The 17,603-nt window shown below is 47.1% G+C and carries 18 protein-coding genes and 2 pseudogenes; 9 read left to right on the forward strand and 11 right to left on the reverse strand.

What is annotated here, in order from left to right; genetic code table 11:
• From H7R58_RS17895 to H7R58_RS17905, 3 genes are all read right to left on the reverse strand, one after another.
• Positions 1 to 1,229 (reverse strand): IS3 family transposase gene (locus H7R58_RS17895; RefSeq protein WP_094333936.1). Its coding sequence is split into 2 segments (ribosomal slippage): positions 1 to 914 and positions 914 to 1,229, totalling 1,230 coding nucleotides; the frame shifts between segments, so codons are not numbered across the junction.
• Positions 1,230 to 1,272: 43 nt separating this feature from the next.
• Positions 1,273 to 1,884, reverse strand: a complete 612-nt coding sequence (locus H7R58_RS17900; protein ID WP_227674927.1) for a hypothetical protein — start codon at positions 1,882 to 1,884, stop codon at positions 1,273 to 1,275.
• Between the two features lie 178 nt (positions 1,885 to 2,062).
• A complete protein-coding gene (locus tag H7R58_RS17905) occupies positions 2,063 to 2,248 on the reverse strand; it encodes a helix-turn-helix transcriptional regulator (protein WP_032160635.1) in 186 nt (61 codons plus the stop codon).
• A gap of 263 nt (positions 2,249 to 2,511) precedes the next feature.
• Between H7R58_RS17905 and H7R58_RS17910 the strand changes: the two genes are divergently transcribed.
• Positions 2,512 to 3,012 carry a hypothetical protein gene (locus tag H7R58_RS17910; RefSeq protein ID WP_182934450.1) on the forward strand — a complete coding sequence of 167 codons (501 nt, stop codon included), beginning with the start codon at positions 2,512 to 2,514 and terminating at the stop codon, positions 3,010 to 3,012.
• Positions 3,013 to 3,058: 46 nt separating this feature from the next.
• Here the strand turns inward: H7R58_RS17910 and H7R58_RS17915 are convergent, their stop codons facing one another.
• The 5 genes from H7R58_RS17915 to H7R58_RS17935 all read right to left on the reverse strand — a co-directional run bounded on the left by H7R58_RS17915 (position 3,059) and on the right by H7R58_RS17935 (position 6,305).
• Entirely contained in the window at positions 3,059 to 3,988 is a 930-nt protein-coding gene (locus H7R58_RS17915; RefSeq protein ID WP_182934451.1) for a tyrosine-type recombinase/integrase, read from the reverse strand.
• Between the two features lie 46 nt (positions 3,989 to 4,034).
• Complete coding sequence (radC, locus tag H7R58_RS17920) at positions 4,035 to 4,487, reverse strand: RadC family protein (RefSeq protein WP_079937436.1); 453 nt, start codon at positions 4,485 to 4,487, stop codon at positions 4,035 to 4,037.
• A 1-nt stretch (position 4,488) separates the two neighbouring features.
• The gene (locus tag H7R58_RS17925) at positions 4,489 to 4,950 is read right to left on the reverse strand and encodes a hypothetical protein (protein ID WP_182934807.1); all 462 of its coding nucleotides are present in this window, start codon (positions 4,948 to 4,950) and stop codon (positions 4,489 to 4,491) included.
• A 119-nt stretch (positions 4,951 to 5,069) separates the two neighbouring features.
• The gene (locus tag H7R58_RS17930) at positions 5,070 to 5,462 is read right to left on the reverse strand and encodes a DUF2787 family protein (protein ID WP_182934808.1); all 393 of its coding nucleotides are present in this window, start codon (positions 5,460 to 5,462) and stop codon (positions 5,070 to 5,072) included.
• 354 nt (positions 5,463 to 5,816) lie between these two features.
• Entirely contained in the window at positions 5,817 to 6,305 is a 489-nt protein-coding gene (locus H7R58_RS17935; RefSeq protein WP_045911233.1) for a hypothetical protein, read from the reverse strand.
• Between the two features lie 121 nt (positions 6,306 to 6,426).
• On the opposite strand from H7R58_RS17935, the gene H7R58_RS17940 reads away from it, so the two are divergent.
• The 6 genes and pseudogenes from H7R58_RS17940 to H7R58_RS17965 all read left to right on the forward strand — a co-directional run.
• Positions 6,427 to 6,696 (forward strand): helix-turn-helix domain-containing protein, encoded by a 270-nt coding sequence (locus tag H7R58_RS17940; RefSeq protein WP_024154144.1) that lies wholly within the window; start codon positions 6,427 to 6,429, stop codon positions 6,694 to 6,696.
• Positions 6,697 to 6,707: 11 nt separating this feature from the next.
• Complete coding sequence (locus tag H7R58_RS17945) at positions 6,708 to 7,235, forward strand: hypothetical protein (RefSeq protein ID WP_045911232.1); 528 nt, start codon at positions 6,708 to 6,710, stop codon at positions 7,233 to 7,235.
• 14 nt (positions 7,236 to 7,249) lie between these two features.
• On the forward strand, positions 7,250 to 7,609 hold the full coding sequence (locus H7R58_RS17950) for an acyl-CoA dehydrogenase (protein ID WP_182934452.1): 360 nt from the start codon (positions 7,250 to 7,252) through the stop codon (positions 7,607 to 7,609).
• A 112-nt stretch (positions 7,610 to 7,721) separates the two neighbouring features.
• A protein-coding gene (locus H7R58_RS17955; RefSeq protein ID WP_089617520.1) for an IS3 family transposase occupies positions 7,722 to 8,929 on the forward strand; the annotation gives its coding sequence in 2 pieces (ribosomal slippage) (positions 7,722 to 8,043 and positions 8,043 to 8,929; 1,209 coding nt in all).
• A gap of 61 nt (positions 8,930 to 8,990) precedes the next feature.
• Positions 8,991 to 9,326: a lipoprotein gene (locus H7R58_RS17960; RefSeq protein WP_182934453.1), complete on the forward strand. Its 336-nt coding sequence runs from the start codon at positions 8,991 to 8,993 to the stop codon at positions 9,324 to 9,326.
• Between the two features lie 683 nt (positions 9,327 to 10,009).
• Positions 10,010 to 10,321: pseudogene (locus H7R58_RS17965) on the forward strand (TA system toxin CbtA family protein); the annotation flags it as partial.
• A 107-nt stretch (positions 10,322 to 10,428) separates the two neighbouring features.
• Here the strand turns inward: H7R58_RS17965 and H7R58_RS17970 are convergent.
• Positions 10,429 to 10,851: a hypothetical protein gene (locus H7R58_RS17970; protein WP_182934454.1), complete on the reverse strand. Its 423-nt coding sequence runs from the start codon at positions 10,849 to 10,851 to the stop codon at positions 10,429 to 10,431.
• Between H7R58_RS17970 and H7R58_RS17975 the strand changes: the two genes are divergently transcribed.
• The gene (locus tag H7R58_RS17975) at positions 10,831 to 14,841 is read left to right on the forward strand and encodes a tetratricopeptide repeat protein (RefSeq protein ID WP_182930119.1); all 4,011 of its coding nucleotides are present in this window, start codon (positions 10,831 to 10,833) and stop codon (positions 14,839 to 14,841) included. The two genes, H7R58_RS17970 and H7R58_RS17975, sit on opposite strands and share 21 nt — an antisense overlap.
• Positions 14,842 to 15,007: 166 nt before the next feature.
• Positions 15,008 to 15,337 (forward strand): annotated as a pseudogene (locus tag H7R58_RS17980) (integrase core domain-containing protein); the annotation flags it as partial.
• 239 nt (positions 15,338 to 15,576) lie between these two features.
• Here H7R58_RS17980 and H7R58_RS17985 read toward each other — a convergent pair.
• Both H7R58_RS17985 and H7R58_RS17990 read right to left on the reverse strand, forming a co-directional pair.
• A complete protein-coding gene (locus H7R58_RS17985; RefSeq protein ID WP_182930118.1) occupies positions 15,577 to 16,095 on the reverse strand; it encodes a hypothetical protein in 519 nt (172 codons plus the stop codon).
• Positions 16,096 to 16,146: 51 nt separating this feature from the next.
• Positions 16,147 to 17,430: a tyrosine-type recombinase/integrase gene (locus H7R58_RS17990; protein WP_182930117.1), complete on the reverse strand. Its 1,284-nt coding sequence runs from the start codon at positions 17,428 to 17,430 to the stop codon at positions 16,147 to 16,149.
• Positions 17,431 to 17,603: the final 173 nt, after the last annotated feature.

Genomic DNA, 17,603 nt, shown 5'->3' on the forward strand with positions numbered 1-17,603 from the left:
CTATATTTCCAGACACTTTTTATCGCTTAACCCATTACTGGTTCGCCGCCGCAGATATTCCCGTGGCGAACGATATCCCAGTGCACTGTGCGGATGCCATTCGTTGTAATGTTCGAAGGCCTCCGCAAGGTTCTTTGCCGCTGTTAACCCGTCAGGTTTTGGCATGATGCTGATGTAGTCGCGCTTCATCGTTTTCACGAAGCTCTCCGCCATTCCGTTGCTTTCTGGACTACGTACCGCCGTATGTTTTGGCTCCAGTCCTACCATTCTGGCGAACTGACGCGTCTGATGAGAACGGTAGGCTGAACCGTTGTCTGTCAGCCACTCAACGGGGGATGTCGGCAGCCTGTTACCGAAGCGACGCTCTACTGCACCCAGCATGACGTCCTGCACGGTTTCACTGTCATATCCACCGGTACTTGCCGCCCAGTGAAGTGCCTCGCGATCGCAACAGTCCAGCGCGAACGTGACCCGCAGTTTTTCACCGTTATCACAGCTGAACTCGAAGCCGTCGGAGCACCACCGCTGGTTACTTTCTCCAACGGCCACTTTCCCTCTATGCGCCCGCTTCGAGGGCGGTATTGCCGGTTTACGCTCAAGCAGCAGCGCATTCTGACGCATGATGCGGTATACGCGTTTGGCATTGATCACCGCCATGTCGTCAGTTTCTGATTGTCTGCGCAGCAGTGCCCATACACGACGATAACCATAGGTGGGCAGATCGTCGATAACGGTATGGATACGAGCCAGCGCTTCAGTATCATCAGGCTTGCGCTTGCACCGACGATCCTGCCAGCCCTTCGACCGACGGGCCATGGCATGCAGTTGCGCACGTGAGACCCGGAGGCAACGACTGACAAGGCTTATTCGCCATCCTCCGGCAACAAGGGCACGTGCGCTATCCACTTTTTTTGTCGGCCATATTCAACGGCTTCTTTCAGCAGCTCGTTTTCCATGGTTTTTTTGCCCAGCAGGCGCTGTAACTCTTTAATTTGCTTCATTGCAGATGCCAGCTCCGACGCGGGTACAACCTGTTCACCTGCGGCAACCGCAGTGAGACTGCCTTCCTGATATTGCTTACGCCACAGGAACAGCTGACTGGCAGCAACGCCATGCTGACGGGCGACCAGCGACACGGTCATGCCGGGCTCAAAGCTCTGCTGAACAATGGCGATTTTTTCCTGAACGCTGCGCCGTCTGCGCTTCTCTGGACCTAGAACATCAATCATTCGGACTCCAACGACTAGTCTAAAACTAGTATTAAGACTATCACTAATTTAAGTGATACCAACTGTCTGGAGATTCATGGGGCCAGTCTAGCCCCTTAAAATTCACGTGGTCCTTGAAGACAGATATTCCCTTTAGATCCCAGACATAGTCATTGAGCTTGCAACCATACACATCCAGAGCGACATCAATACGAGTTACCCAAGATCTCGCTAACAGACGGTAGAAAATGGCACCGAGCCGATCGCTCAGCCATTCCAGCATGTGATCCATCGCTTTTGCATCCATGTGTTGCGGCCGGAACTCGAAGCGTATCCCACCTGTCTTGACGTGACGAGGTCCCCAGTTGATGTGCAGAAGCATGGGTGAGTCATCACCCTTCCGGTACACTGACAGTCCATATTTATAGGGATGAGGCTTACCCGCTTTATTCTGCGTCGATTTACGTTCAATACGATACTGTTTCCAGCGCCTCCCAAGCACATACTCAAGCTTCTGCAAGAACTCCTCTTTCTCTTCTTCACTATGGAAGCTAGAAACTGATGTAATACCATCAGCTCGCATTGTCATTCGGTGCCCATAGCTACTACAGCAGATTTCATTTGATATGTTGAGCTCAATATTCTTCCTGTTAAGCCAGTTACTATTCTTAGTCATTGTTGTTCCTCTCAGGTATTAACCCAGTGGGGAACAGAGAGCAATAGCTTCCCGTACAGTTATTATTAGTAACTGCTCTTCACCGTTGGCTTAATTAACCCAGCGTCAGCTTTGACTAATATGTTCTCTGTTCATGTTTTTAAGTGCGCTAATAACGTGCTGTTAGACGTTCATGCACTTACTGAACACGCTGGCGGTCAGCCAGCCACTGGTTAACTTCATGCTCGTAGAAACCTACCGAACGAATACCTATACGGACCTGCCGCGGAAATTCATTACGCTGGAGCATTCTGTAGAGCGAAGCCCTGCTCATGGCACAACGCTCAAGAACTTCCGGGACTTTGATGATACGAATTGTGGTCATAACGCACCTGTTTAAGTTACGCATCGGCTGATGCGAACAGGCTTTTACAACCATCATTTCCCCCCCTATTTGGGTCAAAAATACCAAAAGCAACAGTTGCATAGTCGAGAAATCAAAATTGCAACAGTTGCTTTTGTGGGTCAGTTCAGGCTTAATCGTTTCATGAAGCAACTGTTGCTCTTTCGAATCAGTTCAGGTTTTATACTTCCACGAAGCAACGGTTGCTTTTTCATGTGATGGTTGACTACAACATTGGAGGCTTAATGAAAAAGCAGAAAACAAGTGATGCCGTGATCCGGGTTATAGCCAGCCGGGAAAAACTCGAAGAGGAGATTGGAAGTGCTTTCTCAATCAATATGAATGCACAGGTTAAGGCGAGATTACGGGAGTTATGCGTGTTCTATGGTCATGAGGGCATGCTTACAAGGAAATCAGGGACAGGTCGGCGTTTTAGCGAGGTACTGGCCACACTGATTGATGCTCATTACATTGTTTATGTATTCAATCCCCGAACTGCTTCAGCTAAGGAGCTGATTCGAGTTTTCAAACATGTTCATCGTTTGAAAATGAGAGGCAAGGATAACGAAACCATCAGGGAGACCATGATCAACAGAGGGTTTGACAGGCCTGGCGCTATTGCTGACGTCCTGACAGACAAAAAAATGGCCCCTAAAGCATGGACAGAGAAGGACGTAGAAAAGATGCTAAACCCGGAGAAAGTACTAAAGCTTTTGATGAAAATCGAAAATAAACAAAATGGGTGAAATTGCTCGTAGCGACATACTCTCACCATACAGGTAAATGATACCGTCACCAGCATTTGAGCCGTCTGCTGGCACTGATTTTCATCCCCTCACCACGACAGTCATAGCGCGTCGTAGTGGATACGTCGCTGTGGCCTGCCAGCTGGCGGGCGGTGTTGATATCCACGCTCTGCTCCAGCAACCGGGTGATGAAAGTACGGCGCATGTCATGTGGGGTAAAACGTGCTATGCCTGACGTTTGCTGTAATTCAGCCAAGATACCCGTTAACCCGGTTGTTGTCAGAGGCTGGCTGGCGACCTTACCATTGCGCTGGATACGGCTGAACAGTGCGCTTTCAGCCTCCTCTGCGCCAACTTTCAGCCACGCGCGGATAGCCTTATCCACTGCATCCGCCACGTGAATTTCGCGGTATTTACGCCCCTTCCCTTGCCTCACTGTCAGGATGCCGTTGTCATAGTCCCGGCGCTCAAGTTTAACCAGTTCCCCGGCCCGCAGGCCCGTTCCGCAAAGCATCAGCACAATAGCGGCATCACGGTAGCGCCGTACCGGTTGCGGATGCTGTTTTGCAGCCTGAATCAGTGCCCGGATTTCCTGCTTGTCCAGCGCCCTTCCCTTACGCTGGATATCGCCGCTCACACGCTTCACTGACCGGATACGTGCCAGCGCTTCGGCATCCATACAATTGAGGTTAAAGGCCGTCTGTGCCACGCCCCGCAGTGCTGACAGCGCCATGTTCACCGACGACACGGCGTAACCGTCATCCAGCAGTGCCGCACGTACTTTAGCGACGGCGGCGTAGTTAAGTTGTTCCCACGGGTAGTTATCTGCACACGCACCGCGTTTAAGTATGCCGGCACTGCGGTTTAACAGGCTGGTGATACCTCTCCGCCCCGAGGGAGCCAGACCGCCAATATACGCATCAAACACGGTTGTTTGTACCATAGACACGACCTGACGTAACGCAGTCCTGCTCATGCGCCTAACCCGCAATAACGTACATTAAACCAGGTAACTTTCAGCATCACACCAGTCCTCGCTCAGCCATCGACACCGTTTCAGTTCCTGCCACGATAAAGTGATCAAGTAACCGCACATCCAGCATTTCCAGCAGCTCCTGAAGCTTTTTGGTCAACTGGATGTCACAACGGCTGGGTTCAGGCTCGCCGCTGGGGTGGTTGTGGACAAGGATGACTGCGGCGGCGTTATGTTTCAGCACACGCTTAATAACTTCACGGGGGTGAACGCTGACCGAGTTTAACGTACCCCTGAACATGATTTCCTTGTGCAGCAGCTGATTCTGATTATCGAGCAGGATGATGCCAAACTCTTCATGTTCAAGCGGTGCCAGCTCAACCATTACGCACCGCCGTACGTCATCAGGGGAACAGAGCTGAACCCCACGCTGGTAATACCGGCTGATAATGTCACGCGCCTGGTCAAGGATACGGGTTTCACGTTGGGTAAATAGGGTCATTTCAGAACTCCCGTTCAATGAAGTAAATGGCGTCAGGAAACAGCTGGCGGCGGGTTACGCCAGTACGCAGGGAGAATGTTTTGCGGGGCATGGTGGTTCGCCCGTTGCTGTCAAAGAAGCAGAGCGTTTCTTCATCTATTTTGACCAGAAGGGACCAGTGAAACTGGTCGCTGAGCATAATCAGGCGGGAGTGGTCAGTGACGTCAAGAAACCGCTGCATTTCCCTGAAAAGTCGCCCGTCCGATAACCCTCGCTTCCCTGCAAAGGGTCTGGTAATTTGAACCGGGAACTGGCGGCTGTAATACCCTTTCTGCAATACCTGAGCTATCAACCAGTACAGACGGTCCTCTTCAATCCCTTCAGTCAGCCATTCATGCAAAGGCCAGCGCTGCTGATAGGTCTGAATAAGCCGGTTCATTAACGGGCGTCGTTTCACCCTGCCGTCAAACAGCCAGCTCAGCATGTTAACCACACAGTAAGCACCGCAAAGACAGTCCAGTTCGCCCTGTTGAGACGCACGTATCCCTCTGCTATCAGTCACAGACAATTTCCCATAAAGTAGTGATAATTAGTGTGGCGGGATTAGCTTTCCCACAGGACAGTAATGGTGTAGACGTTCATGGCGTGATACTGAATAAAGTTGGATTGCCAGAGTTCAAATAACTCCCTTCCGGCGTTAACAGGCAGGTCACCAGCATGAGCCAGAAAGACATATTGCTGACTCCAGCTAAAATCAATTTCCTTTTCCAGTTCGGGATATACCGTCCCCATATAACTGAAGTCGGTAATGTAATCGAAATACCATTCATAATTGCGTGAAATAAGCCGTATTTCGACGGGATGGTAACCGCCCTTTCCAGCGCTGTAACCCAGGTCTTTAAATAACAGACTGACGGCTGTAATTTTGGCTTTATGCGGCGGTGGATTTCCCGCTTCATTTAATATGATATTGATTAATTCCTGATCGACGGGCATAGCCAGCCCTTCCTGATGGACAATATTCATCAGTGATTTTCCTGTTCAACATATTCTGATAAGACGTTATGTCTGCACCAGCACAGGTGGGGTTTAATCACCGAATAAATGGTAAGTGCATGACAACGTACTGACTGGGTAAAATATAGTTCATCAGCAATAGTATTATATCAAAAATATGCTTTCAATGCAAATAGTAACAACGAGAAACTAATATGTAGTTCAGAAATGAAATAACTGACAATAGGTTTTTATTCATTATTAAGTGATGGCATACTTTCCATTCTGCCATGTCAGACAGGTCAGGATTCCGGGGTGGTTCCTTCTGTCTGGCATGGCGGAAAACTGACGTTATCACACCTTCCCATTCAGCTTTTCAAAGAGGCTCTTACGCTTATCTTCGGGCAGCTTCATGATTTGTACCGCCAGCTCAGAAACTTCAGGCCCCTTAGACATCAGATCATCTTTTACCAGCCTAAGGGCCTGCTCCATCAGTTGCGCCCGCGAAGCTGGCGACATATTGCGATACAACTGTATCCAGAGGCTAAGCTGGCGATCGCTGTCGGTGAGAGTAAACGCTTCACCCTTAGCCCTGTTTCTCTCATCATCAAGCGACATTGTGGCTGCGCTGATATGGTAAACCACGCCTTTCCCGGCAGTCCTTTTACGACGTATTTCCGGGTGCAGAGATGCCAGCTTCTCCAGGCGCATCCTGGCGCCACGCGCAGTGCCCGGCATCCCCTCAATATGAGTGAATTCCTCTGCTGTCAGCCAGTCTTTTCCCTCTTCAACAGAAGCTTCAGGATGGGTCGGTATAGACGATACTGCTTTCTTGCTGCTCATATAAATTTCACCAGATATCAATGCGTTAATATGAAAACCCATAAATAGATACCAAAAGAACTTGAAAGGTATCTTTTATTCGCATTTAATATCCATGTACTGATTCCATGGAGTTAATACTGTGCGTAACTCAACAGCATCGCAGAAAAAGCAAAGCAAAGGAAGTTCAGGGAACTGGCATCGTGCCGATATTGTGGCAGCACTTCACAAGCGAGGGTTAACGCTGGCGTCACTGTCACGCAGTCACGGCCTTGCGCCACGGACATTAAATAACGCCTTAGAGCGTCATTATCCCAGAGCTGAGCGCATTATTGCCGGGGCTCTGGATACCACACCGGAAACATTATGGCCGGAAAGGTATGCCCTTAAAACTGGACCTAAAAGCAGGTAAAGGATGCAGTCATGGCAACCACCATCACTGAAATAACGGAATGCTTTGAGTATTTTTTCAGTTCTCTTTATCGCAGGGAGTTCGTCAAAACACTGCGTCTGAACGAATGTAGCGAGCGGGAATTACTGCCTCTGGTACGTTGCTATTTGCTGGGTTGGTTTGCAGATAACGTCTCACCGGAAGTAAAAAGCAAACTGCCAGGAACTGTATCCGGGCACGGTTACATTGATTTTGTCATTGACGATGTGGCCGTTGAGTTTGCAGTACGTAAACCAACTGCGTCACGTTCCAATGTCTCCGCGACCGTCAACAGTACAGAAGTAAAGAAATTGATGAAGCACAATGGCAAAGCCTTGCTTGTGCTGTTTGACTTCTCTGACACGCCTTATTCAGAAGAACAGATTGAATCCTTCCGCAACTGGCCCTCTCTCGGTCGAGGGAATCACCGTAAATCAGCTTTCAATGTGGTCTATTTCTTTGTGGAAAAACGCAGACCGCTGGCACTGGGGAAAATCACCAAAAACATCCGTATCACTTAGCAGGGAATTAATTAATGAACAGAAAACTGTTGGCCTTATTGATGACAGCCATAACGCTACCTGTCGCAGCAGCGCAATATGTAAAACCCGGAGCGGTTCTAACCCTGAATCTGGGAAAGGGCAATGCTGAATTCAACATTAATGCCTCAACGGGGAATGGTTCGGGCGTATGCAATATGGAGGGTACAGCACAACAAATAGCTGCCGGAGAAAGCCAGAAGCGTCGCTGGGTCTGGAATGACAATACCAGCCAGTGTGTTGCAGTAATTAGTGAACTGAAAAACGGGAAGACCAGCATTATGACTCGTGGTTGCGATGGATACTGCGGGGCTTCTGCGGCAGGCGCAATGGATGGTCTATTTAATAAGAAATAAAAGTATCATTAATTAACCAAGTGATGTAGCCCCCTGAAACACCGGACAGTAGCTGTATCTCCAGATAAGAGATAGGCTTGAATATATGTCTAACACTAACGCCAATTTTGAGATGACCGGGATCCTGTTAGGGCAAGAAGTCCGTAAACGTAAAACTCCTCAGGAGAAGATCGCCATTATCCAGCAGACGATGGAGCCGGGTATGAATGTCTCCCATGTCGCCCGCCTGCATGGTATCCAGCCCAGCCTGCTGTTTAAGTGGAAGAAGCAATATCAGGAAGGCAGCCTCACCGCCGTTGCGGCTGGAGAGGAAGTCGTTCCTGCTTCTGAGCTTACTGCTGCTCTGAAGCAGGTCCGGGAGCTTCAGCGCCTTCTGGGCAAGAAAACGATGGAAGTTGAGATCCTGAAAGAAGCCGTGGAGTACGGTCAGTCGCGAAAATGGATAGCGCACGCGCCCTTGTTGCCAAAGGACGGGGAATAGCCATGGTCAGCCGGACCATGGGCGTGTCGCGTGCGCAACTGTCACTGCGGATTAACCGTTCTGCCGACTGGCAGGACAGGCGCTGTAACCGGCGTAATGAAGAAGCAGACGCAGAAATACTGTCGGCTATCCTCAACATTATCAGCGATATGCCGAGTTATGGTTATCGACGCGTGTGGGGCATCCTGCGCAAGCAACGTCGCACAGAGGGACAGCCACCTGTGAATGCCAAACGGCTTTACAGGATAATGAGCGAGCATAACCTGTTGTTGTTGCATCACAAACCAGAGCGACCGAAGCGTGAACATAAGGGCAAGATAGCGGTGGCAGAAAGCGATATGCGCTGGTGTTCAGATGGCTTCGAGTTCGGCTGCGACAACGGCGAAAAACTGCGGGTAACGTTCGCGCTGGACTGCTGCGACCGTGAGGCCATAGACTGGGCAGCAAGCACGGGAGGCTATGACAGTTCGACCGTGCAGGATGTGATGCTGAGGTCGGTGGAAAAGCGCTTCGGCGACAGGTTGCCCGACACAGCGGTGCAGTGGCTGACGGATAACGGTTCAGCGTATACCGCGTATGAAACGCGGAGGTTCGCGAGAGAGCTGAATCTGGAGCCCTGCACAACAGCGGTGAGCAGCCCGCAGAGTAATGGCATGGCCGAACGGTTCGTGAAAACGATGAAAGAAGACTATATCGCGTTCATGCCAAAACCGGATGTGAGAACAGCACTGCGAAACCTTGCAGTAGCGTTCACGCATTACAATGAAAACCACCCGCACAGCGCGCTGGGATATCACTCCCCGAGGGAATACCGGCGGCAGCGGACATCGTTAACTTAAGATACAAAAGCTGTTCGGAGATGGAGGGTCAAGATCACATTAATTAACCAAGGAACTATAAATGAAAAGAGCAATACTTCTGGTATTAATTGCTGCTGGTTTGCTGGCTGGCTGCGGCGAGAAAACGCCAAAATGCAGTAGTGATGATGCAAAAAATCTGGTCGTGGATATTGCCAAAAAGACAATAGAGAAAGGCATGACACTGGATAAGGATGTGCGGATTACAGTGGAAAATGTCAGAACAATAAGCCATGAATCAGGCCTTGATGTTTATCAGTGTGCGGCTGATTTAACGTTCACAAAACCAGACTTGCAAAATTCTCTTCCAATAACTTACCGGATACAGAAAACTGATGATAATAACGGTCATTTCTATATAAACGTATCTGGATTATAATAGCCTTTAACTAGCAGATACTAGGGTTCCTTTTGGGTGAAGTAATTCATATTTTACTCCAAAAGGAAACCTCATGAATAAGAACATCACATTTACCATTGTAGCTATGCTCGTATTTAGTTTGTTAGTCACACACAATACAACTAAGCCAGAAAAAGATCCTCCTGCTAATGCGCCGTTCATTATTAAATCTAACCTACCTGGTACATGCAGAGTCAGTACCATGACAGCTTCTACAGATACCAAACAGAATATACCTGTCGTAGCGTGCAAAATCAGCATTACGACTGCAATCACTACCAGTACTACAAGTTACTGATCACTGTGTTTACTTTCCCAACAGGCTTGGATACAAAAACGTCAAACGCCTTCTCAATCAGTCTTATACCAAAAGCAATGCCGGGTGTGTCGGGCTCTGACGGTTGATTAAGTCCACAGGTATATGAAGACTAAATCCTGCCATCCTCATACCTGCTGAGCCGATCAGTTGAATATCTTCACCGCCTCCAGTGGAGGCCAATAAAGACTATCGCCGCCCGTCTTGTAGGTTGGGGCTCACCAAATACGATGTCAGTGGAAAGCTCTTTTGGCGTCGCGTAATGCCATTTATAGCCCAATTATGACCTGCCGATATTCACCGCGCTAACTACACTGACTTGCCTAAACCCTGCTGCCTCTAGCGGCAGAGCCTCCTTAGCTACCTGCTGAACCGCCACTACGGCCTTACGCTGAACGACACGCCGTTTGGCAACGATGGCGTGATCCAAGAGCATATCAACGCCGGGATCACACTGTGCGACGCGGTGAATTTTATTGTGGAGAAATACGACCTGGTGCGAATTGACCGTCGCGGTTTTAATGCAGAAACTCAGCCGCCGCTTCTCACCAGTATCAATATTCTCCGCCCCCGCCAAGCCATTGGGCTAACGACCCGCAACAATTACAAAGTGGTGACCGATATCACCACAGGTAAATACCGCGAGGTGCAGCCATGAAATTATACCTGATGGTGGAAGCCGATGGCATCAATGTACTGGTCCTCAACATGGGCCGGATAAGCATGGATAGCTGCCCCCACAGGCACACAACGCCCAGCCCGCACTTATCGCGGGCCTTTTTTATGGGGATTCAGCATGCAGGCTGAAGCCGAAGTTTTAACCGGCATCCCCGTACTGAGCATAAACAGAAACGCGAAGCCGTCAAATTGAACGGCGTAAACAGCCATGCCCGCCGTCAGCAACAGAGCAAGGAAAAATGGACTTCTGAAACAGAAAGAGCAAGAACAGATACGCGTATGTTTGACCGCAGAAAAGTTCAACATCCCGACAGTCAAAACCAATATAGGATCGCGGGCTACGAACAATGTGCACAGGTTGGCATTCTGGGGCGATGGTGGTAAAGCTTTATGGCTTTGCTTCAGCCTGAACAAGTTGATGACTAACAAGAAGAATTGCACAATCAGCTGGAGTATACTTTTGGCATAGGGATAATTGATGGTGCCTAAATGACTGCGACGCCAAGCCATAAAACCGATGCAAAGCGCGATGCTACTGACAGTATTCGCGGATACGTTTACCAGATTTATCAGAGTGTCCTTGCATGGATCAATCTCAATGAAAGCGAAATTTTGTTCCTTGAATGCGCGGAAGACTTTGATATCTGTTCAGGGCAGTCCGTTATTGGCACTCAAGTCAAAGACTTATCCGGCAATCTAACGCTTCGTTCGCCTGAAATTGTCGAGACGCTTAACAACTTCTGGTCTTTGCAGCAGAACAATCCCCATCACGATGTTACCTTACGATTTTTGACGACAGCCTCAGCTGTCGATGAAAAAGGCGCCCCCTTTGGGAAAAATCAAAAAGGGCTTGAATACTGGCAGAAGTGCCGCCCAAACACTGAGCAGGTTGAGCCATTGCGTTCATTTCTTTTAACGCTCCCGTTGAACCCCGCGCTTATGGAATTCGTGAAGTCTGCGCCCGTGGATATTCTCTGCCACAAACTCATCAATAGAATTGAGTGGGATTTGGGAAATAAGAAAAAAGATGCTTTGCAGTTGGTCATTGAAGATAAGCTCAAATTGCATGGTTCAAAACTCGGCATTAATACGCATTATTCACGTCAAGTGCTACCGCATCTCCTTAAACACGTCGCAGATTTACTTTCTACAAAAGGTTCAAAACCACTTTTTCAAACAGGTTTTTGGGATGCATTCGAGTCGGCTACCATGGAGTCTGTCCCTAAAAATGAGCTGGATAGTCTGCGAAGGAACAGCGGCTTGCAGCAGTTCATGGATAATGCAGAAGTTAGCGAAATATCAAGACTGCTTGCGCGCGTGCCTACGATTGGGAGGCCACTGCCGGTTGTAGAGGGTGCAGTGCGTCGAACTGTCCTTGTCGAAAAGTTAGAACGACAGCTTTTGTCTTCTCAAGTGCTTTTTTTACACGGCAGCAGCGGAACGGGTAAAACAAACCTTGCGGCCTTGCTTTCTGACAAAATAGGTGGGCGTTGGGGATGGGGGAGTTTTCGGGGACGGTCCACTGATCAAATAAGGGAAATGCTTTCCCGTGCAGCAATAGAAGTCAATACATCCACCCTGCCAATCCAGTTGGTGCTGGACGATCTGGATTTGAGTGACATTGCAGACTTTGAGAGTGAACTTATCACGCTGATTTTCACTGCTATGCAAAATAAAGGCAGGGTTGTCGTGACAGGTCAGAAGCAGCCCCCCATGCCGTTATTCCCTAAGCTGTGGCTTTCTCAGGAGAGCGAACAAGCCATTCCCTATTTTGACGAGCAGGAGATTGGAGCGTTAATTAAAATACACGGGCTCCATGATCCGAAAAAAATTTCTCAAACTGGGCGGGGGATTTATTACTCCACCCGAGGACACCCACAACTAGTGCACGCCAGGGTCAGAACATTAAGCAGTCGAGGGTGGTCTACAACGATTGATGACATCTTACGACCTGAGGATGTAGAGCGTATAAAAGAAGAAGCCCGCAGCCGTCTTGTCAGGGAGTTCCCTTCTGATGCTGCCAGGGTTTTGGCTTATAGGCTTAGTCTCGTTTCAGGATCTTTCCGGCGTAATATTGTTACCACCATTGCGGGAGCACCGCCTCCCATTCGATTGCCTGGTGAGATTTTTGATACACTCGTCGGTCCCTGGATTGAAAAGGAAGGTAGCGACCTTTATCGAGTATCCCCGTTGTTGGCCGGAGCAGCCAACGATACTTTGCCTGAAGACGAGATTAACGCCGTTCATATAAAAATTGCGCACAGTATTGTTAATGAAAAAGAACTCAACCAGTACGATGTGGCGAATGCATTCCTGCACGCATTCTTGGCGAAAGAAAAAACGATACTTATTTCTCTAGCGAGTCAGCTTATTCGAGAGAGCGATAAACATTTGAGTTACCTTCGTGATTCAATGTCCTGGTTTGCAGAGGTAGACTTGAATCCGGGCCAAACGATTATTGATGATGAAGCAATGCCTGAATTGCTACTTCGTTTACTTCAATTCAAGCTTCTTGTGTCTTCGTCACAAGAAGCGAAGGTATTGACGAGTATTCTTAAAATAGAAGGAATCGTTGCTTCAATTACGCCTGAAGAGCAGAAGAATCTCTCAACCTTAATGGCCTATGGTATTATATTAGCTAATATAAGTGTACATATTCCGTCATTAACTGTGGTCAGATTACTAAGTTCTATGATGGATGCCCTGGACAGTGGTGTCGTAGATAATGTGTCTTTTTCTCCTTATCCCGGAGAATATTCTATTGATACAAACGATCCGGTAACACTTCTGTTTTCTCATCAGGCAGTTAGAATAAATGGGCTGGATGATCTCCTTGAGCTTATTACTTCGCTTGACCTCCTTGAGGAAGATAAAAGAAATAGGCTGCTTGCTGTTTGTGACATTGATACTGATTTTTCGAATGTTTTAATTAACCAATCTTGCTGGAAAGAAGAAAAAGGCAGTTCACTGGATATTCAGAAAGCGCTGCATATACTCCGACTTACAGAAACAAAAGCCCGCGAGTGGGGGGCGAGAAGACTCTATAAAGCTTGTTTGTCCAATATTTCAGTCATTTATGATGAATATGAGCACTCAGTCGATGAGGCTTTATCTGTGCTGGACAAAGCGGATAAGGAATTTAAAGATGATGCAACTTTGAGCAACCAGCGTGCCAAGGTACTGTTTCATGCAGAGCGTTATTCAGATGCGATACACTCTTTCCAGAAAGCCTTGCTCTTGCCTGATTTTGGTAATGTGGATTATGTCTTTGCCTGCCGGTATATGGGCATTGCTTTTGCTAAATTGAACGACTGGTCAAAGTCAGCCGTTTTTTTCCAAAAAGGTGCGGAAATTACCGGAAAATCAAAGATACAAATAAGAATAAGAGTTGGTTTAATGGCGGATGCTGCTGTTTCCTTATGGCGTTCAGATAAGAAAAAAGAATCTCTGCTTCTCTTTTCTGACGTGTTGGACTGTCTGCCGTCTATTGAAACCAAGGATGATATACGAGCCCACCACTTACATGCCACGGTTAGGCACTGTATCGCATGGGTTCATTTTGAAACGATAGGATATTCTGAACATGACTTAGTAGTGCCCCTGCCAGGGATGTGCAGCAATCAGGAACCCCATGAAAAAATTATTGATCACCGACTCATTGATATTAGTGGTTCGTGGGGATTGTTGGCAGCGACCGAGGATTTTTTATCCTTGGGAGATAAAATTACTAAACGTGCTCATATGGCAACAAAAGGAAGGATGCCATTAAATTCGGTACTTTACGGTCGGATGTTGGCGCTGGAGTCACTGTTCAGAGAAAAAACATTTGATAAATTGATTCCAACTCTTATCGGGGTGCATGAAGGTATGTCCTACATGAAAACCGTTGAACAAAATAATATTGACACCCATGAGGTTGGGGAGATACCTCCAGTTCCAGGGGATTACTGGAAGGATGAAGCATCATGGGTGTTAAATAGCCAAATAGTTCTTGCCGCCTGTATAACAAGTTTTTCGGAAAGCTCTGTGTTGCCTTCGCTTTTAAATTCATGGAGCGATGCACTTGAGCATATCGCTGAACCTTCTACGAACTTCAAAGGACTTATTGCTGTTTTGCATGGAGAAGCGCCTGGGAATAACATATACCAACAGGCAGCATCTGCACTGCTGGCATTACAGAGCCATTCATTAACACCTGTTCAGCTATGGAAAAATTCATGCCGGTTATTAGAGGTGTCAAGGCTGGTGAAGAACTATACGGAGACAGCACTGGAAGCGTTGCTTGTAAAACGATGGCTTTTTGCTTCTCAGCAGCAGAAGTTCTTGTTCAGCGCACCAAGGATTTCAGCGACTCAAATTGAAAGGGCTTGTCTTGGCTGTGAGTATTCAGGATTAGAGAAAGTTGCCTCAATATTAATCATTGCTGAACCTTATCTGGATATCAGCGTATCGGGCGAATTAATGATGCTGCTTAAATGCATTAGAGATAAAAAACAATAGGCTTTTTATTGTAAGAACAACTTATGCAGTACCAGATTGTCTGGTGGCAGTCTGTTGTTGTAATTAGTGATAGAATTGAAGTCTTGTTGGATGAGATGCCTAAAGACGTGGACCTGCTGAACGCAGAAAGGTTTCGATGAACATACAGCAATAGGGCAGCATTATGTACCCGCTGAAGATGCGGATGGACAACGGGCAAGAACTGGTCTCACTGGCGCTGGCACAATAGGCCGAAGAACATGGCGTGCAGCTCGAATTTATCAAGCAGGGTAAAACAACACAGAATGCTTTTATCGAACGGTTCAACCGGGCATACCGGACAGAAATTCTGGATTTTTACCTGTTCAGAACACTGAATGAAACACAGGAAATTACCGAGCGCTGGCTGATGGCATATAACAACGAGCGGCCTCATTAGTCCCTGAACAACCTGACGCCGGAAGAGTACCGACTGATGGCCGAATACACGGAAATCTCAAAAAGTGTGTGGAACTAAAACGAGTGTGCTTACAGTTACACGAAAAAGAGTTAATAGTGTAATTGATAATTATGCTTGATGTAACTTATTGATCTTAATGGTGCTATAATAGAAGCCGAACCTACGACTTTCGCATTACAAATGCGAGCCAACTCCAAAATGAGTACAAATAAAAATATTAATTAAAAACATTATAGTCAACAAGTTAGAGTTCGAATAACGGTTCAACGTAAAAGGTAACTTCATTGCGTTTTCTCTTAATCATCTGGAATCATTCTTAATGCTGCATCAAGTTCATCATTTAACATGCTGCCTACAAACGAACTTTGTGAGGCAAAGTATTTTACTCCCGGACCAAGAGCACCAACACGCTTTAAAATACGTTGCTGCGCTGCATAAGCTGGCTTTATTCTACTATCAACATCTTTCCACCATTTGAGACCATACTTTTTAATTATCTTCCCTTTTATTCTTTTAAAATACGCCTTGCTATCTTCACCTTTATAAGAAACTAATACACTAGCCCAAATCATTTTCTTGTGAATAGATAATGGCCTATACTCCCGCTCAATTAAATCATTTCGAACATTAGGATGTAAAAGCAAACTACCATCAAGTATTTTACGTTTTATCCACAAACGTCTGGCACACTCATAGATGCTTTTCTTGACTTCTTTTTCAAGATGTCTGGTATAAGTTGCCCAAGTTTCTAGATCATCAACTAATGATAATTTCTCAATTAGAGTTTGCTGTTCGGTATTGAAATCGCTAAGCATGAATAATCCCTTCTATTGCAGCAACATAAATTAATAATACATCTGTATTTGTTATTTTATCAGGCCATCCAAGTAATCCGCCCATACCTGCAGCCATTTCCGGCACTCCGCATCATACTTATACAAATTATAAATCCCTTCAACGCCGCCACGTGTATGCCCCAATATGGCCTCTGCTACCTCATTTGGACACTGCAAACGAGATAGCCCAGTTCGTACTGTACGACGCAGATCGTGTGGCGTCCAATGAGGTATATCAAGCATCTGACCGTTTTCACGTAGACGCCATGAGTTTTCAGTTAGATACTTCTGCTGAATTGGCTTCTTTGTGGCTTGCGAAGGGAATAGATATTTATCAGAGGTAAGCCGTAGTACTTTGAGAAAGTCGATTGCCTGATCAGATAACTGTACGTAGCGCTCTATCCCTGTTTTAGTTTCTCGCAGATGAATAGTGCCTTTTTCAAGATCAACATCCTTCCATGCCATATTGCAGACTTCACCTGTACGACACCCGGTCCAGAGAGTCAGACGTAACACGTTTTTGATCGTTGGCGTATAAGCAGAACCCGGAAGCCACTTAAGGAATTTAGCAAGCTCGTCCTCACTCAGTACTCGTGTTCCACGTCCATTTGTGAGCTTGATTCTGGTCTGTCGTAAGCTGGATTTTGCTAACAACGCTGGATTCGCAAAGCTGTCATCAAAGCGCCCAAGGCCAATTGCAAATTCATAAGCGAGTGAAAGCTCCCTCAGAACATTACCAGCCTGTACGGTTGCACCTCGGGCTACAATGCCATTAATTAAATTGATGACATCCTGACGCGTAATCTCAGCAGCATTTCGGGTTCCTAAGCTTTTAACAGCGTCACCATAGAGAGTACGACGAACCTCAGCCTGCCCTTTCGGCTTTCTGGCACCGGGAATGACCTTCCCGTCCTTCGTTTTACGATCCTCGATACGTTCGGTAAGATACAGTTCAACTAATCCCTGTATGGTCAATTCAGGAATCTTAGCCTGTTCAGCTTCAATCGCACGCTGGAGCTTATCTTGTTTGAGTTCAGTCGCAGGACACCGACCTTCCTGTCGGAGAAGCTTTAATTCGTGGAGTTTAAGACGTGCAGCGGCGAGAGAAGTCTGCGGGAAGTTACCAATTTTAACCTGAGCAAGCTTGCCAGTCAGAGGACTTGTGTAACGGTAGAAAAAAGACTTAACCCCAGTTGCACCACAGGAGACACGTAAGCCTCGATTTTCGCCTACATCAGCCTTATCTTTATCGCCTGGCTTCATCATTTCTACCGCTTTAAACGAAAGTGGCTTTCCCTCTTGTTTTCCTGCCATAAAGACTCCGTTATCATGCACCTTATGCAGTCATGAACATAAATGTAGGTTGCGCTGTATGTGCCCATATTTTACCAGGCTATAGGTTGGCAAGCTACACTTTAACCTACATTTAAATGTAGGATTTCATGATATCCGATGAGACAACGTGAAACCTAATGATAATCATAAAA

It is taken from the genome of Klebsiella sp. WP4-W18-ESBL-05, from assembly GCF_014169075.1.
GTDB lineage: Bacteria > Pseudomonadota > Gammaproteobacteria > Enterobacterales > Enterobacteriaceae > Kluyvera > Kluyvera ascorbata_B.

Bases quoted from the DNA above. Each gene is read 5' to 3' on its own strand.
- H7R58_RS17975 (WP_182930119.1), top strand. From the start codon at position 10,831: ATGACTGCGACGCCAAGCCATAAAACCGATGCAAAGCGCGATGCTACT.
- H7R58_RS17935 (WP_045911233.1), bottom strand. From the start codon at position 6,305: ATGAGCAGCAAGAAAGCAGTATCGTCTATACCGACCCATCCTGAAGCT.
- H7R58_RS17930 (WP_182934808.1), bottom strand. From the start codon at position 5,462: ATGCCCGTCGATCAGGAATTAATCAATATCATATTAAATGAAGCGGGA.
- H7R58_RS17960 (WP_182934453.1), top strand. From the start codon at position 8,991: ATGAAAAGAGCAATACTTCTGGTATTAATTGCTGCTGGTTTGCTGGCT.
- radC (WP_079937436.1), bottom strand. From the start codon at position 4,487: ATGACCCTATTTACCCAACGTGAAACCCGTATCCTTGACCAGGCGCGT.
- H7R58_RS17925 (WP_182934807.1), bottom strand. From the start codon at position 4,950: ATGCTGAGCTGGCTGTTTGACGGCAGGGTGAAACGACGCCCGTTAATG.
- H7R58_RS17985 (WP_182930118.1), bottom strand. From the start codon at position 16,095: ATGCTTAGCGATTTCAATACCGAACAGCAAACTCTAATTGAGAAATTA.
- H7R58_RS17945 (WP_045911232.1), top strand. From the start codon at position 6,708: ATGGCAACCACCATCACTGAAATAACGGAATGCTTTGAGTATTTTTTC.
- H7R58_RS17990 (WP_182930117.1), bottom strand. From the start codon at position 17,430: ATGGCAGGAAAACAAGAGGGAAAGCCACTTTCGTTTAAAGCGGTAGAA.
- H7R58_RS17970 (WP_182934454.1), bottom strand. From the start codon at position 10,851: ATGGCTTGGCGTCGCAGTCATTTAGGCACCATCAATTATCCCTATGCC.
- H7R58_RS17950 (WP_182934452.1), top strand. From the start codon at position 7,250: ATGAACAGAAAACTGTTGGCCTTATTGATGACAGCCATAACGCTACCT.
- H7R58_RS17905 (WP_032160635.1), bottom strand. From the start codon at position 2,248: ATGACCACAATTCGTATCATCAAAGTCCCGGAAGTTCTTGAGCGTTGT.
- H7R58_RS17915 (WP_182934451.1), bottom strand. From the start codon at position 3,988: ATGAGCAGGACTGCGTTACGTCAGGTCGTGTCTATGGTACAAACAACC.
- H7R58_RS17910 (WP_182934450.1), top strand. From the start codon at position 2,512: ATGAAAAAGCAGAAAACAAGTGATGCCGTGATCCGGGTTATAGCCAGC.
- H7R58_RS17900 (WP_227674927.1), bottom strand. From the start codon at position 1,884: ATGACTAAGAATAGTAACTGGCTTAACAGGAAGAATATTGAGCTCAAC.